Source organism: Sphaerotilus mobilis (genome assembly GCF_004216565.1).
GTDB lineage: Bacteria > Pseudomonadota > Gammaproteobacteria > Burkholderiales > Burkholderiaceae_C > Sphaerotilus > Sphaerotilus mobilis.
The window spans coordinates 1,031,847-1,046,328 of record NZ_SGWV01000007.1; the positions used below are offsets into that span (position 1 = coordinate 1,031,847).

Here is a 14,482-nt window from a genome sequence, read left to right on the forward strand (position 1 = left end):
CCGGTGAAGGTAAAGACGTGATCGGTCAGCGCACCCGTGGTTGGGTGGCTAGTAGCAGCGCAAAGGCGCGGATCGACGTCGTGTTCCTCATGGCCAAATCAATGTAGCACAGGCCGGGAAGGCCGATCGCCACGGGGCAAACGCACAGGCGGCTTCAGCGGTGCAGGCCGATCTCGTCGGGTTCGTCGGTCGACGTGGCGATCACGCTCGCGGGCTTGCCCTTGAACTTGCGCCAGCCGTAGACGAGGTACCCCGACAGTCCGTAGGCGCAGAACAGCGCGAACAGAACGCGCGGCGGATCGAGGCTGACCAGCGCGATCACCAGCATGATGCCGACCAGCACCACGAAAGGCACGGTTCGCCGACCGCCAAAGGTCTTGAAGCTGTAGAACGGTGCGTTCGTGACCATCGACAAGCCGGCGTAGAGCGTCACGACGAAGGCCGACCACACCACCCAATTGACCTGGGCCACGTCCTTGATGCCCGCATCGTCGACCACCCAGATCAGCCCCATCACCAAAGCGGCCGCTGCCGGACTGGGCAGGCCCTGGAAGAAGCGCTTGTCGACCACGCCAATGTTGACGTTGAAGCGCGCCAGTCGCAGGGCTGCGCCCGCGATGTAGACAAAGGCCGGAATCCAGCCGGGCTTGCCCATGTCGTGCAACGCCCACTGGTAGACGATCAGCGCCGGCGCGGCACCGAAGCTGACCATGTCGGCGAGGCTGTCCATCTGTTCGCCGAACGCACTCTGGGTGTTGGTCATGCGTGCGACCCGGCCGTCCAGGCTGTCGAGCACGGCCGCCGCGAAGATCGCGATGCAGGCGGTCTCGAAGCGACCGTTCATGGCCATCACGATCGCGTAGAAGCTCGCGAACAGCGCCGACAGCGTGATCGCGTTGGGCAGCGCGTAGATGCCCTTGCGACGTGGCGGACGCGGGGCGGGCGCAACCTCATCAAGGTCGTCGTCGGCATTGACAGAATCGACGGGAGTTGGATCGATCATCGCGGAAAGCATAGCGCAGACGGTGGAAGGAAAAAGCCGCCCGAAGGCGGCTTTCCAGCGAAGTCCGGGCCGATCAGTTGCGGCTCTTGTCGACCAGCTTGTTGGCCTTGATCCACGGCATCATCGCGCGCAGCTTCTCGCCCACCTGCTCGATCTGGTGATCGGCGGTCAGGCGACGACGGCTCAGCAGCGTGGGGGCGCCGGCGCGGTTCTCCAGGATGAAGCTCTTGGCGTATTCGCCGGTCTGGATGTCCTTCAGGCACTGACGCATCGCGTTCTTGGTGTCCTCGGTCACCACGCGCGGGCCGGTGACGTACTCGCCGTATTCCGCGTTGTTGGAGATCGAGTAGTTCATGTTCGCGATGCCGCCTTCGTAGATCAGGTCGACGATCAGCTTGAGCTCGTGCAGGCACTCGAAGTAGGCCATCTCGGGCGCGTAGCCAGCTTCCACCAGCGTCTCGAAGCCCGCCTTGATCAGCTCGACGGTGCCGCCGCACAGCACGGCCTGCTCACCGAACAGGTCGGTCTCGGTTTCTTCGCGGAAGTTGGTCTCGATGATGCCGGCCTTGCCGCCGCCGTTGGCTGCGGCGTAGCTCAGGGCCAGGTCACGGGCCTTGCCCGTCTTGTCCTGGTGGACAGCGATCAGGTGGGGCACGCCGCCGCCCTGGCTGTAGGTGTTGCGCACGGTGTGGCCGGGAGCCTTCGGGGCCACCATCCAGACGTCGATGTCCTCGCGCGGCACGACCTGGCCGTAGTGCACGTTGAAGCCGTGGGCGAAGGCGAGCGATGCGCCTTCCTTCAGGTTCGGGCCGACTTCGGCGTTGTAGACCGAGGCGATCTGCTCGTCGGGCAGCAGGATCATGACGACATCGGCGGCCTTCACCGCGTCGGCGATCTCGGCGACCTTCAGGCCGGCCTTCTCGGCCTTGGACCAGGACGCGCCGCCCTTGCGCAGGCCGACCGTCACCTTGACGCCCGAGTCGTTCAGGTTCTGGGCGTGGGCATGGCCTTGCGAGCCGTAGCCGATGATGGTGACGTTCTTGCCCTTGATCAGGCTCAGATCGGCGTCCTTGTCGTAATAGACCTTCATGGGTTTCTCCTGGAAATGCGGTTCGCGTGTAGCGGGGGGAAGTGAGCGGGTTTCAGGCACCGGGCCGATCGGTCGCAGTGCCCTTCCCCCTGGGGGGAGCGACGCGCGGCCACATGGCCTTGCGTCACGGGTCGGGATGGGTCGGGCGATCGTCCGTTCAGACGCGAAGGATGCGCTCGCCGCGGCCGATGCCGCTGGAGCCGGTTCGCACGGTCTCGAGAATGGCGGTGCGGTCGACGGCCTGGATGAACGCGTCGAGCTTCTCGGCGTCGCCGGTCAGCTCGATCGTGTAGGTCTTGTCGGTGACGTCGATGATGCGGCCACGGAAGATGTCGGCCATGCGCTTGATCTCCTCGCGCTCCTTGCCGACCGCGCGCAGCTTGATCAGCATGAGTTCGCGGGCGGTGTACTGGCCTTCGGTCAGATCGACCACCTTGACGACCTCGATCAGCCGGTTCAGGTGCTTGGTGATCTGCTCGATCACCTCGTCCGAGCCGTGCGTGACGATGGTCATGCGCGACAGCGAGGGGTCCTCGGTCGGCGCGACCGTCAGGCTCTCGATGTTGTAGCCGCGGGCCGAGAACAGGCCCACCACGCGGGAAAGCGCACCGGCCTCGTTCTCAAGCAGCAGGGCAATGATGTGTTTCATGTCGGTCTCCCGGCCTGCGCCTCCGTCCGCAGCGGTAACTGCGGGCCTTGCGCCGACCCTTCAACGAATCGGTTCATGGATGTGCATCCGACGGCCGCCCGCAACGCGTCGCGCACGGCGGGTGGCCGCCGCGATCGCGTTGCCGGCAAGCCGGTCAGAGCTCTTCGGATCCCAGCAGCATCTCGCTGATGCCCTTGCCGGCCTTGACCATCGGCCAGACGTTCTCGGTCGGGTCCGTGCGCACGTCGAGGAAGACGGTGCGGTCCTTCAGGCGGATCAGCTCTTTGAGGGCCGGCTCGACCTCGGACGGCTTCTCGATCTTCAGGCCGATGTGGCCGTAGGCCTCGGCCAGCTTGACGAAGTCGGGCAGCGCATCCATGTAGCTGTGCGAGTAGCGGCCGCTGTAGTCCAGCTGCTGCCACTGCCGCACCATGCCGAGGTAGCGGTTGTTCAGGGCGATGACCTTGACCGGCGTGTTGTACTGCTGGCAGGTCGACAGTTCCTGGATGTTCATCTGGATCGAGCCCTCGCCGGTGATGCAGAACACGTCCGCATCCGGCTTGGCGAGCTTGATGCCCATCGCGTAGGGCAGGCCCACACCCATCGTGCCCAGACCGCCGGAGTTGATCCAGCGGCGCGGCTCGTCAAAGCGGTAGAACTGCGCCGCCCACATCTGGTGCTGGCCGACGTCCGAGGTGATGTAGGTGTCGGAGCCGCGGGTCAGCTCCCACAGCTTCTCGACCACGGCCTGCGGCTTGATGACCTCGTCGGACTTCTTGTAGTTCAAGCAGTCGGTCTTGCGCCACTCGTTGATCTGCGACCACCAAGCATTGATCGCAGCCGGCTCGGCACGCTGCTGGGTCTCGCGGATCTGACTGATCAGCTCCTGCAGCACGTCCTTGACGTCGCCGACGATGGGGATGTCGACCTTGACGCGCTTGGAGATCGACGACGGATCGATGTCGATGTGGATGATCTTGCGCTCGACCGAGGCGAAGTGCTTCGGGTTGCCGATCACGCGGTCATCGAAGCGCGCACCGATGGCGATCAACACGTCGCAGTGCTGCATCGTCATGTTGGCTTCGTAGGTGCCGTGCATGCCCAGCATGCCCAGGAAGCGCGGGTCGGTCGACGGGAAGGCGCCCAAGCCCATCAACGTGTTGGTGACCGGGTAGCCGAGCAGGTCGGCCAGCTCGCGCAACTCGGCCGCCGCATTGCCAAGGATCACGCCGCCACCGGTGTAGATGTACGGCCGCTTGGCGCCCAGCAGCAACTGCACGGCCTTGCGAATCTGTCCGCCATGGCCCTTGCGCACCGGGTTGTACGAGCGCATTTCGATCGTCTCGGGGTAGCTGAACGCGGTCTTGTTCAGCGAGACGTCCTTCGGGATGTCGACCACGACCGGGCCAGGGCGGCCGGTGCGGGCGATGTGGAAGGCCTTCTTGATCGTCAGCGCCAGGTCGCGCACATCCTTGACCAGGAAGTTGTGCTTGACGATCGGGCGGGTGATGCCGACGGTGTCGCATTCCTGGAAGGCATCCAGGCCGATCGCGGGCGTAGGGACCTGACCGGTAATGATCACCATCGGGATCGAGTCCATGTATGCGGTCGCGATGCCGGTGATGGCATTCGTGACGCCCGGACCCGAGGTCACCAGCGCGACGCCGACGTCGCCGGTGGCGCGCGCATAGCCGTCGGCGGCATGCACGGCAGCCTGCTCATGGCGCACCAGCACGTGCTGGATGGTTTCCTGCTTGTAGAGCGCGTCGTAGATGTAGAGGACCGCGCCACCCGGGTAACCCCAGATGTACTGGACGTTCTCGGCCTGGAGGCAGCGAACGAGGATGTCCGAGCCATTGAGCTCGGGCGTGGAGGAGGAGTCGCGGGAGGCTTGTGCCGATGCGGCACGCTTGTGTTCCGCTGCAGACATGTCCATGTCGAACCTTTCGGGTTTTCTCTGACGAAAATCGAATGGTGCCCCTCCTCGCGCGCCCTACGTCAAAACGGGCGCTCGCTCTCGTGGAGCGGAATCAGGGCCTGCGCGGTCAGAAATCGGCGTCGTCCGGGGTCGGGCGAGCGAAGTGACCAAGTCCGCACGTGTGCGGAACCGTGAATTATGACATCGCGCCGCAGCAAGACCGCCAGCGCCGCTTTCCGGTGCGGCCCCGCCCCAGGCGGGTGCCATAATCCCAGGCGATGTCACATGGCCTTCCGGCCCCGAACCCTTGGCCGCCGACCAGGAACTGTCCGACTTCCTCCAGAGCATCGAGAAACGCGCCTTCAAGCGCACCGTCTACGCGGTGCGTGACGACGACGCCGCCCTGGACATCGTGCAGGACGCCATGATCCGGCTGGCCCAGCGTTATGCGGATCGCCCACCGGCGGAATGGCCCTTGTTGTTCCAGCGCATCCTGTCCAACGCGACGATGGACTGGTTCCGCCACCAGAAGGTGCGGCGCGGGGTGCTCACGGTGTTCTCGGACTTCGAGCCCGCCGGCAGCGACGGTGACTTTGACATCCTCGAGATGCTGGCCGACCAGTCGGGCTCGCACCGCGTCGAAAGCTCGGCAGACACTGCCGAGCGGACCCAGACCTTCCATCTGATCGAGGACGAGATCGCGAAGCTTCCCGCGCGTCAACGCGAGGCCTTCCTGCTGCGTTACTGGGAAGAAATGGATGTTGCAGAAACGGCTGCGTCCATGGGCTGCTCGGAGGGAAGCGTGAAGACGCACTGCTCGCGGGCCGTTCATGCATTGGCCAAGGCATTGAAGATCAAGGGAATCTCGCTGTGAACACCGGTCCGATCCAACGACCCGCCTACCCCCTCGAAGCCGAAGCGCTCGAGGCCCGTTTTGGCCTGCGTGTTGCCGCTCGCCTGAACGAGGGCACACAGACCTTGTCCCATGACGTGACCGAGCGGCTGCGCGTCGCCCGCCAGCAGGCCCTCGAACGTGCTGCGGCGCGGCGGCTGGTGGCAGCACCCGCAGCCAGTGCCGACGACATCGTCGCCGTCGGCAACAACAGCGCCGCCCTGCACTGGCCCGACGCCAACCCCGGCCAGCGCTCGCCGTGGCTGACCGCGCTCGGCACGCTGGTGCCGGTGCTGTTGCTGCTGGCCGGTCTGCTGTTCATCAGCCACTGGCGTGACCGCGAACAGATCGCCACCACCGCTGACATCGACAGTGCCCTGCTGGGCGACGACCTGCCGCCGGCCGCCTTCACGGACCCGGGCTTTGTCGAGTTCCTGCTCGAACCGCAGACCGAGCACCCGCTGGAGGCCAACGCTGAACCGGCCTCGCTCGGCCCTGCCGACGACATGCGCGAATGAACCGCCGCACCGCCCGGATCGATCCCGCCGACATGAACACGTTGCGCCCGTCCCGCAAGCCGGCATCGGTCGGTCGTTGGCTGCTGGCGCTCGTGATGGGCGGCAGCTTGAGCGCGCTGGCCCACGCCCAGGTGCTGGGCAACCCGGCCTGGGCAGAACTGAGTCCGAAGGAACAGCAGGTGCTGCAGCCCTTGAAGGACCAGTGGGGCACGATCGACACCGTGCGCAAGCAGAAGTGGCGGGACATTGCCGAGCGCTTCCCTGCCATGACCGCCGACCAGCAGGCACGGACCACCTCGCGCATGTCCGAGTGGGCCGCCATGTCGCCTGCCCAGCGCAACGCCGCGCGGCTGCAGTTCGAGCAGGTCCGCCAGTTGCCGGCCAGCGAGCGCCAGGCCCGCTGGGATGCCTACCAGTCGCTGCCGACCGAGCAGCGCGAGGCCCTGCTCAAGCAGGCCGAGACCCGGCCCGCGCCGCCGACGTCGAACAAGCCCGCCGCCCGGCTTGATGCCGCTGCGGACAAGGGCGCGCAAGCCCCCCGGCCCAGCGCCAAGCCACAACCGGTCGGCCCCGGCACGGTGCAGGCACCCGTCGGTGCCAGCACCCGCCCGATCACGCAAGGTGCGTTGCCGCCGCGCCACCAGCAACCCGGCCTGCCCAAGATCGCCGCGACGCCCGACTTCATCGACAGCACCACGCTGCTGCCGCAACGCGGCCCGCAGGGTGCCGCGATCGAGCCGGCCCGCAAGGCTGCGCCACCGGCCGTCGCCGCCAGTCGCCAACCATGAACGCCCGCGTCGAGACACCCGGGGCCTTCGAGGTGCCCGGCTCGACCGGCGCGCCCGGTCTGCGCCGCCGCCTCGCGGCCATGCTCTACGAGGGCGTGCTGCTGTTCGGCGTGCTGATGGCCACGTCGATCCCTTATGCCGCCCTCACCGACCAGCGCCACGCGCTGCAAGGACGGCACGGCTTCCAGCTCTTCCTGTTCATCGTGCTGGGGGCCTACTTCATCGGCTTCTGGACCCACGGCGGTCAGACGCTGGCGATGAAGACCTGGCAGGTCCAACTGCGCCGCGCGGACGGTGCACCGGTGCGACTGGCACAAGCCGCACTGCGCTACTTGGCCAGCTGGCTGTGGTTTCTGCCGGCGCTCGGCGTGGTCTGGCTCGCCGGCCTGACCCAGGGCTCGGCTGCGTTCTGGAGCGCGCTGCTCGCCGGCGTGCTGATCTATGCCGGACTCAGCCGGCTGCTGCCCGGCCGGCAGTTCCTGCACGACGTGATCTGCGGCACCCGGCTGGTCCGGCGCCTGCCCCCGCCCCGTCCCGCCAAGCGCTGACACAATCGCGCCCCATGTCGAATCCTCACAAGGGCCGCACAGGCCTCGACCGCGTCATCCATGCCGCGGGCTACTCCTGGAGCGGTCTGTGCACCGCCTATCGCAACGAGAGCGCCTTCCGGCAGGAGACCGTGCTGGCGATCCTGCTGGTCCCCGCCGCCTTCTGGCTCGGCCGCAGCTGGGTCGAGACCGCGCTGCTGGCCGGCAGCGTGCTGCTGGTGATGATCGTCGAGCTGCTGAACTCGGCCGTCGAGGCCGCCATCGACCGCATCTCCTTCGAGTTGCACGACCTGTCCAAGCTCGCCAAGGACTTCGGCAGTGCCGCCGTCATGCTGGCACTCCTGCTGTGCGGCGGCATCTGGGCGGCGGCGCTGTGGCAGCACCTCTCGGCCTGAGGCTCACCCGATGAGCCCCGCCCGCCCCTTCAGCATCTGCGTCTACTGCGGCTCGCGCCTGGGTGCGCAAGACGCCTATGCCGATGCCGCGCGCGCACTCGGCACGGCCATCGCTGCACGCGGCTGGCGCCTGGTCTACGGTGGCGGCAACGTCGGTCTGATGGGCGTCGTGGCCGATGCCGCGCTGGCCGCCGGTGGTCGCGTCTGCGGCGTCATCCCCGACTCGCTGATGCGCCGCGAGGTCGGCCACCGTGGCCTGCAGGAACTGCATGTGGTCGACACCATGCACGCGCGCAAGCAGCGCATGGCCGAGGAATCGGACGCCTTCGTCGCGCTGCCCGGCGGCATCGGCACCTTCGAGGAACTGTTCGAGGTCTGGACCTGGCGCCACCTCGGCTACCACGACAAGCCCGTCGCACTGCTGGACGTGGCTGGCTACTGGCAGCCGCTGCTGGCCTTCATGCAGCGCACGCAGGCCGAGGGCTTCGTGTCCGACGAGCAGGCCGCGATGCTGGTCGTCGAGGACCGGATCGACGCCCTGCTCGATCGCCTGGTCGCGGGCAGCACCGGACAAGCCGGCAACTACCGACGCATCTGAGTCGCCCAGCAAAAAGCGCCAGCCACAACACGTGGACTGGCGCTTTTGTGCTTCTTGTGCTTCTGGCGGGCGGTGACGGGCGGCGGCCAAGCCGCTGGGTCAGATCGCCTGTTCGTCGGTCTCGCCGGTGCGGATGCGCACCACCTGCTCGACCGCCGTCACGAAGATCTTGCCGTCGCCGATCTTGCCGGTCTTGGCCGCCTTGACGATGGCCTCCAGGCAACGGTCGACGTCGGACGTCTTCACGACCACCTCGATCTTCACCTTGGGCAGGAAGTCGACGACGTACTCGGCGCCGCGGTAGAGCTCGGTGTGGCCCTTCTGGCGGCCAAAGCCCTTGACCTCGGTGACGGTCAGGCCGGTCACGCCGACCTCGGCCAGCGCCTCGCGGACTTCCTCGAGTTTGAACGGCTTGATGACCGCGGTGATCTGCTTCATGACGATGCTCCGGATGCGTTGCTGCGATTCAATTTAACCGTATTCCGACACGCGCGGGACACGAGGGACTCACTTGAGGGCCTTGTAGCGCACCCGCTTCGGACGCGCACCTTCCTCGCCCAGGCGCTTTTTCTTGTCTTCCTCGTATTCCTGGTAGTTGCCTTGGTAGAAGAACCACTGCGAATCGCCTTCGCAGGCCAGGATGTGGGTGCAGATGCGGTCGAGGAACCAGCGGTCGTGGCTGATGACCATGGCCGAGCCGGCGAACTCCAGCAGCGCGTCTTCCAGCGCGCGCAGCGTCTCGACGTCGAGGTCGTTGGACGGTTCGTCAAGCATCAGCACGTTGCCACCGGTGGCCAGGGTCTTGGCCAGGTGCAGACGGCCACGTTCACCGCCCGACAGGTTCTTGACCAGCTTTTGCTGGTCGTTGCCCTTGAAGTTGAAGCGGCCCACATAGGCCCGGCTGGGCATGACGAACTTGCCGACCACCAGGTTGTCGAGCCCGCCCGACAGGTCTTCCCAGACCGTCTTGTCGCCTTCGAGCGACTCGCGGCTCTGGTCGACGAAGGCCATCTTGACGGTCTTGCCGATCTTGACGCTGCCGCTGTCGGGCGTCTCGGTGCCCTGGATCATGCGGAACAGCGTCGACTTGCCGGCGCCGTTCGGGCCGATGATGCCGACGATGGCGCCCATCGGCACCTTGAAGCTCAGGTTGTCGATCAGCACGCGATCGCCAAAGCTCTTGCTGACGTTCTCGAACTCGATCACCTCGGTGCCCAGGCGCTCGGCCACCGGGATGAAGATCTCGTTGGTCTCGTTGCGCTTCTGGTATTCGACGTCGCTCAGTTCCTCGAAGCGGGCCAGTCGCGCCTTGCTCTTGGCCTGACGACCCTTGGCGTTCTTGCGGACCCACTCCAGCTCGATCTTCATCGCCTTGGTGCGGGCATCCTCGGTGCGCTGTTCGAGTTCGAGGCGCTTTTCCTTCTGCTCCAGCCAGGTCGAGTAGTTGCCCTCGTAGGGGATGCCGCGGCCGCGGTCCAGTTCCAGGATCCACTCGGCGGCGTTGTCCAGGAAGTAGCGATCGTGGGTGATGGCCACGACGGTGCCGGGGAAGCGGCCGAGGAACTGCTCCAGCCATTCGACCGATTCGGCGTCCAGGTGGTTGGTCGGCTCGTCGAGCAGCAGCATGTCGGGCTTGGACAGCAGCAGGCGGCACAGCGCGACGCGGCGCTTCTCGCCGCCCGAGAGCTTGCCGATGTTGGCGTCCCAGGGCGGCAGGCGCAGCGCGTCGGCGGCGATCTCGAGCTGCATCTCGGTGTTCTCGCTCCCGGCGGCGGCGATCACCGCTTCGAGCTGGGCCTGTTCAGCCGCCAGCGCGTCGAAGTCGGCGTTCTCGTCGGCATAGGCGGCGTAGACCTCGTCGAGCCGCTGCTTGGCGGCCAGCACGCCACCGATGCCCTGTTCGACCGCCTCGCGCACGGTGGCATCGGGATCGAGCTGCGGCTCCTGCGGCAGGTAGCCGATGCGCAGGTCGGGCATCGCGGTGGCTTCACCCTCGATGTCCTTGTCGATGCCGGCCATGATCTTCAGCAGCGTCGACTTGCCCGAGCCGTTGATGCCCAGCACGCCGATCTTCGCGCCAGGAAAGAACGACAGCGAGACGTCCTTCAGGATCTGCCGCTTCGGCGGCACGATCTTGCCGACGCGGTTCATGGTGAATACGTATTGGGCCATGGGTGCGGTTCTGAGCCTTGTGCTGTGCGAAGGTGTTCCGTGCGGTGCGCGGCGCCACATCGGGGGCGCGCCGCAAAACCCGTGATTATCCCGGACGACCGGGCCGGGCGGTCAGTGCGCCTCGATCCGGCGGGGCTTCAGCGACCGCCAGGCCGCCAGCACCGGTTCGGGCGGCAGGTCGACCAGGCGCATCTGCGCATCGTCCTGGGCGCCCACGGCGACAACGTCGGCGTGCGGCGCGCGCGGCTTCCAGCGGGTCGCCCCGAAGGCGCTGAACAGGACGACCAGCGGACAGTCCATCGCGGCGGCGACGTGGGCCGGGCCGGTGTCGACCGAGACCATGCTGTGGGCCCGCTCGGCCAGCGCCATCAGGCGCGGGATGGGCAGGTCACCGGCGATGTTGACGACCCGGGGCTCGGCGGCGGCGTCGACGATCTCCTGCACCAGGCCCTGCTCCTGACGGGTGCCGCAGACCAGCACGCGGGCCTGCGGCAACGCGGCGGCGATTCCCCTCGCGACGGCCGCCCAGTGCGACGCCGGCCAGTGCTTGGCGTGCTGCTGGGTCGCCAGACGGCCGCGCTTGTGGGTCTTCTTGTGGCCGGGCTGAATCAGCACGAAGGGCTGGCCGTCCAGGCCGCGCGCGGCCAACCAGCGCCGGGCATCCTCGCGATCGGCCGGCTGCAGGTAGAGCGAGGTCAGGGCGGGCGCGTCGACCGGCGGCGGCACCGTGCCCGCCTCGTGCAGGAATGGCGGGCTCAGGTTGGCGATCTGCAGCCACCACTCGACCCAGTGCAGCTGCGGACCCGGGTCGTGGTCCCAGGCGCGCAGGTAGCGGCGCTCTTCGGGCACGGCGCGGGCCAGCAGCGCGCGGGCGTGCGGGTCGCGCTCGCAGTCGTAGATCGGTGCGCCCTCGCGCGAGCGCAGCCAGCGCACCGCCGACCACTGGCTGGGCGTGAGCCAGTAGGGCGCCCGGCGGCTCGAGATCAGGTGGATGTCGCCGACATGGGGGTTGCCACGCAGCAGCGGTCGCACCCACGGCCCGGACGCCAGCAGGTCGACCGGCTGGCCGTGGCGCAGCGACAGCGCCTGGATCAGTGTCGTCAGCAGGACGGTGTCGCCCAGGGCGGGGAAACGGACCACAACCGGACGTGGCCCCGCAGCAACGGAGGAGATAGGCGTGAGCACCATGAGGGCGGACGGGGTCGTTTCTTCGCTTGGGATACGAGTCCGCACATTCTGCCGTTGCCCTGACATGGGCGGATGACACGGTCCGCCGCCCGGTGATCCCGCGCGACTTGCGGCGCCCGAAAGACTGTATGAACATACAGCTTTCGCCACCCAAACCCCCGACGTGACCGTCCAACCAAGCCGCCGTGACCCCCCTGCCACCACCGCCGACCGATCCGGTCGCGGCCCTCCGCTTACCGGTGTCCCCGATCGCCCCGCCGCCGACCGGCTGGGGCGATCCGGCCCTGGACGGCCAGGTCTGGGCCGCCGACCAGATCGCCAGCAGCATCCGGGCGACGCTGCCGAGCGGGCATGAGGCGCTGGACGCCCAGCTGCCCGGTGGTGGCTGGCCCGTCGGCGCGTTGACCGAGCTGTTGCTGGACCAGCCCGGCCACGGCGAGTGGCGTCTGCTCGGCCCGCTGCTGGCTGCGCTCGGACGCCACGGCGGGCGCTGGGTCGCGATCGCCCCGCCGCTGCGCCCGCACGGGCCGGCACTGCAGGCACTTGGACTCGATCTGGCGCAAGGCCTGTGGATCGACGCGACCCGCGACGCCGATGCGGCCTGGGCGGCCGAGCAGGCGCTCAAGAGCGTCGAGCGGGCCGCTTCCACAGGACCGGGCGGATCGGCCCCCGCCCTCGGCGGCATCGCCCGCACCGCCGTGCTGTGGTGGAGCGACGAAGGCGCCGCCACCCTGCCCACCGCGACGCTGCGCCGCTTGCACCTGGCGGTGCAGGCCAGCGAGGCGCTGCTGTTCGTGCTGCGCCCGGCCGCCCGCGCCGGCCGCAGCACGCCCGCGCCGCTGCGGCTGCACGCCAGCGTCGACCCGGAGCAGCCGACGTGGCTGCGGCTGCGCATCCTCAAGCGCCGCGGCCCGCCGCTGGAGACGCCGCTGGCGCTCGACACCGGCGCGCAGCTCGCCGCTGCACTGGCTCACCGGCTGAGCCAGCCGCTGCCGCAGCATCGCGCCCTGCCGGCGGCGCCCCCCGCCTTGCAGCCGATCCGCCCTGGCACACGCCAGCGCCTGAGCGGCACCCCGGACCTGCTGCCCGAAGGCTGAGCGGTCGGGGTGCCCGCCCGCCGCGCACCCCGACCGCCCCTGCGAAAGCCCCCATGCCCGCCCCGCTGCCCGCCCTCTGGCTCTGTCTGCACCTGCCGCTGCTGTCGCTGGATGCACTCGGCCCCTGGCCACCCGGGGTGACGCTGCCGGCGCTGACCTGGGAAAGCGACGGCGCACGCGGCCGACGGGTCCACCAGGCCAACGCCGCCGCCCAGGCGCTCGGCGTGCGCGCCGGCCTGCGGCTGGGCAGCGCGCAAGGCCTGGCGCCGCACGCGCTGGTGCTGGCGCGTGACGTGGCGCGCGAGGCCGCGCTGCTCGACCGGCTGGCGCTGGCGCTGGGCCAGCTCAGCTCGCACGTCGTCGTCGACCCGCCCGTGCTGCTGGTCGATCTGCACGCCAGCCTGCGCCTGTTCGGCGGCCTGCGTGCGCTGCTGCGGCGCGCCGATGCGCTGATCGCCGCCTGTGGCCTGCCGCAACGCCGCTGGGGCCTGGCCGCGACGCCGCTGGCCGCGCGGCTGCTGGCCCAGTCGCCGGCCAGCGCCTGGGCCGGCGCGCCCCGGCGGCGCTGCACCACGCTGGCCAGCACGCGCCGGCTGATCGCCCCCTTGCCGCTGGGCCAGCTGGCCGATCAGGGCGTGCCGGCCGAGTGGCACACGCCCGCCACCGACGCGATGCTGATCGCGCTGGGCCTGCGCCGCATCGACGATCTGCGCCGCCTGCCGCGTGCCGGTCTGCGGCGGCGTGGCGCCGGGCCGTGGCTGGACGCGCTCGACCGCGCCTGGGGCGACCGGCCCGACCCGCGCGTGCTGCATGAGCCGCCGGAGACCTTCTCGCTGCGCCTGGAACTGGCTGGCCGGGCCGACGGCGTCGCGCCGATCGAGGCCGCCGCCGAGCCGCTGCTGCAAGCCCTGTGTGGCTGGCTGCACCGGCGCTGGCAGGCCGCCCAAGGCCTGCGCCTGAGCCTGCACCACGAATACAGCCAGCGCCGTCACCTGGCCGACCTCACGCTCGACCTGGACCTGGCCCGGCCCAGCCGCGATCCGCAGCACCTGCGCACGCTGCTGCGCGAGCACCTGCAGCGGCTCGAACTGGCCGCGCCGGTCGACGCGATCAGCCTGGGTCTGCTGCGCAGCGTGGCCGACCATGGCCAGCCGGTCGCGCTGTGGCCCGATGTGCGCACCCAGGCGCTCGCCCACGGCAGCCTGATCGACCGCCTGCAGGCCCGGCTGGGCCGCGGCCGCGTGCGCCGGCTGCAGGTGCAGGCCGACGCCCGGCCGGAGAAGGCCGACCGCTGGGTCGATGCCGACCAGGCCGATGTGCCGCCCGCCGCAACCGCCGCAACCGCCGGACACGCCACGCCGCCCACGCCCGCCCCGCCACGTCCGACCTGGCTGTTGCCCCAGCCCGAACTGTTGGCCGAGCAGCACGACCGGCCCCTGCACCAGGGCCGACCGCTGCGCCTGCTGACCCGCGCCGAACGCATCGAGACCGGCTGGCACGACGGCGCGCTGGTGCGGCGCGACTACCACGTCGCGCTGGCCGCCGATGGCCGGCTGTGCTGGATCTACCGCGAGCCCGGCGCGCGCTGGTTCCTGCACGGCTTGTTTGGCTGAAGACGGTGAACCC

Annotated in this window: 15 protein-coding genes; 8 read left to right on the forward strand and 7 right to left on the reverse strand. The window is 68.9% G+C overall.

The genetic code is table 11. The features are described from left to right. Positions 1 to 154 precede the first annotated feature (154 nt). From pssA to EV685_RS04855, 4 genes are all read right to left on the reverse strand, one after another. Entirely contained in the window at positions 155 to 1,003 is an 849-nt protein-coding gene (gene pssA, locus EV685_RS04840; protein ID WP_130480798.1) for a CDP-diacylglycerol--serine O-phosphatidyltransferase, read from the reverse strand. 73 nt (positions 1,004 to 1,076) lie between these two features. Further along, positions 1,077 to 2,093 carry a ketol-acid reductoisomerase gene (gene ilvC / locus EV685_RS04845; RefSeq protein WP_130480799.1) on the reverse strand — a complete coding sequence of 339 codons (1,017 nt, stop codon included), beginning with the start codon at positions 2,091 to 2,093 and terminating at the stop codon, positions 1,077 to 1,079. A gap of 157 nt (positions 2,094 to 2,250) precedes the next feature. Further along, on the reverse strand, positions 2,251 to 2,742 hold the full coding sequence (ilvN, locus tag EV685_RS04850; protein ID WP_130480800.1) for an acetolactate synthase small subunit: 492 nt from the start codon (positions 2,740 to 2,742) through the stop codon (positions 2,251 to 2,253). Positions 2,743 to 2,896: 154 nt separating this feature from the next. Next, positions 2,897 to 4,678: an acetolactate synthase 3 catalytic subunit gene (locus EV685_RS04855; RefSeq protein WP_130480801.1), complete on the reverse strand. Its 1,782-nt coding sequence runs from the start codon at positions 4,676 to 4,678 to the stop codon at positions 2,897 to 2,899. Positions 4,679 to 4,967: 289 nt separating this feature from the next. On the opposite strand from EV685_RS04855, the gene EV685_RS04860 reads away from it, so the two are divergent. The 6 genes from EV685_RS04860 to EV685_RS04885 are packed head-to-tail and all read left to right on the forward strand — an operon-like array spanning position 4,968 to position 8,399. Next, positions 4,968 to 5,534 carry an RNA polymerase sigma factor gene (locus EV685_RS04860; protein ID WP_130480802.1) on the forward strand — a complete coding sequence of 189 codons (567 nt, stop codon included), beginning with the start codon at positions 4,968 to 4,970 and terminating at the stop codon, positions 5,532 to 5,534. Next, positions 5,531 to 6,070 carry a DUF3619 family protein gene (locus EV685_RS04865; RefSeq protein WP_242615422.1) on the forward strand — a complete coding sequence of 180 codons (540 nt, stop codon included), beginning with the start codon at positions 5,531 to 5,533 and terminating at the stop codon, positions 6,068 to 6,070. Before EV685_RS04860 ends, EV685_RS04865 begins: the two co-directional genes overlap by 4 nt. 32 nt (positions 6,071 to 6,102) lie before the next feature. Then, positions 6,103 to 6,858: a DUF3106 domain-containing protein gene (locus EV685_RS04870; protein WP_165396709.1), complete on the forward strand. Its 756-nt coding sequence runs from the start codon at positions 6,103 to 6,105 to the stop codon at positions 6,856 to 6,858. Then, positions 6,855 to 7,406: an RDD family protein gene (locus EV685_RS04875; protein WP_130480804.1), complete on the forward strand. Its 552-nt coding sequence runs from the start codon at positions 6,855 to 6,857 to the stop codon at positions 7,404 to 7,406. Before EV685_RS04870 ends, EV685_RS04875 begins: the two co-directional genes overlap by 4 nt. A gap of 14 nt (positions 7,407 to 7,420) precedes the next feature. Beyond that, on the forward strand, positions 7,421 to 7,801 hold the full coding sequence (locus EV685_RS04880; RefSeq protein ID WP_130480805.1) for a diacylglycerol kinase: 381 nt from the start codon (positions 7,421 to 7,423) through the stop codon (positions 7,799 to 7,801). A gap of 10 nt (positions 7,802 to 7,811) precedes the next feature. Continuing rightward, a complete protein-coding gene (locus EV685_RS04885) occupies positions 7,812 to 8,399 on the forward strand; it encodes an LOG family protein (protein WP_130480806.1) in 588 nt (195 codons plus the stop codon). Between the two features lie 99 nt (positions 8,400 to 8,498). Here EV685_RS04885 and EV685_RS04890 read toward each other — a convergent pair whose 3' ends face one another. The 3 genes from EV685_RS04890 to EV685_RS04900 all read right to left on the reverse strand — a co-directional run bounded on the left by EV685_RS04890 (position 8,499) and on the right by EV685_RS04900 (position 11,759). Further along, on the reverse strand, positions 8,499 to 8,837 hold the full coding sequence (locus EV685_RS04890; protein WP_130480807.1) for a P-II family nitrogen regulator: 339 nt from the start codon (positions 8,835 to 8,837) through the stop codon (positions 8,499 to 8,501). 69 nt (positions 8,838 to 8,906) lie between these two features. Continuing rightward, on the reverse strand, positions 8,907 to 10,571 hold the full coding sequence (gene ettA, locus EV685_RS04895; protein WP_130480808.1) for an energy-dependent translational throttle protein EttA: 1,665 nt from the start codon (positions 10,569 to 10,571) through the stop codon (positions 8,907 to 8,909). Between the two features lie 111 nt (positions 10,572 to 10,682). Next, entirely contained in the window at positions 10,683 to 11,759 is a 1,077-nt protein-coding gene (locus EV685_RS04900) for a glycosyltransferase family 9 protein (protein ID WP_130480809.1), read from the reverse strand. 239 nt (positions 11,760 to 11,998) lie between these two features. Here EV685_RS04900 and EV685_RS04905 point away from each other — a divergent pair, with 239 nt between their 5' ends. Continuing rightward, entirely contained in the window at positions 11,999 to 12,856 is an 858-nt protein-coding gene (locus tag EV685_RS04905) for a hypothetical protein (RefSeq protein WP_130480810.1), read from the forward strand. A gap of 53 nt (positions 12,857 to 12,909) precedes the next feature. Continuing rightward, a complete protein-coding gene (locus EV685_RS04910) occupies positions 12,910 to 14,469 on the forward strand; it encodes a Y-family DNA polymerase (RefSeq protein WP_130480811.1) in 1,560 nt (519 codons plus the stop codon). Positions 14,470 to 14,482 lie beyond the last annotated feature (13 nt).

Coding starts and splice junctions, on each gene's coding strand:
- EV685_RS04900 (WP_130480809.1), bottom strand. CDS start 11,759: ATGGTGCTCACGCCTATCTCCTCCGTTGCTGCGGGGCCACGTCCGGTT.
- EV685_RS04880 (WP_130480805.1), top strand. CDS start 7,421: ATGTCGAATCCTCACAAGGGCCGCACAGGCCTCGACCGCGTCATCCAT.
- ilvC (WP_130480799.1), bottom strand. CDS start 2,093: ATGAAGGTCTATTACGACAAGGACGCCGATCTGAGCCTGATCAAGGGC.
- EV685_RS04890 (WP_130480807.1), bottom strand. CDS start 8,837: ATGAAGCAGATCACCGCGGTCATCAAGCCGTTCAAACTCGAGGAAGTC.
- EV685_RS04855 (WP_130480801.1), bottom strand. CDS start 4,678: ATGGACATGTCTGCAGCGGAACACAAGCGTGCCGCATCGGCACAAGCC.
- EV685_RS04875 (WP_130480804.1), top strand. CDS start 6,855: ATGAACGCCCGCGTCGAGACACCCGGGGCCTTCGAGGTGCCCGGCTCG.
- EV685_RS04870 (WP_165396709.1), top strand. CDS start 6,103: ATGAACACGTTGCGCCCGTCCCGCAAGCCGGCATCGGTCGGTCGTTGG.
- EV685_RS04885 (WP_130480806.1), top strand. CDS start 7,812: ATGAGCCCCGCCCGCCCCTTCAGCATCTGCGTCTACTGCGGCTCGCGC.
- pssA (WP_130480798.1), bottom strand. CDS start 1,003: ATGATCGATCCAACTCCCGTCGATTCTGTCAATGCCGACGACGACCTT.
- ilvN (WP_130480800.1), bottom strand. CDS start 2,742: ATGAAACACATCATTGCCCTGCTGCTTGAGAACGAGGCCGGTGCGCTT.
- ettA (WP_130480808.1), bottom strand. CDS start 10,571: ATGGCCCAATACGTATTCACCATGAACCGCGTCGGCAAGATCGTGCCG.
- EV685_RS04910 (WP_130480811.1), top strand. CDS start 12,910: ATGCCCGCCCCGCTGCCCGCCCTCTGGCTCTGTCTGCACCTGCCGCTG.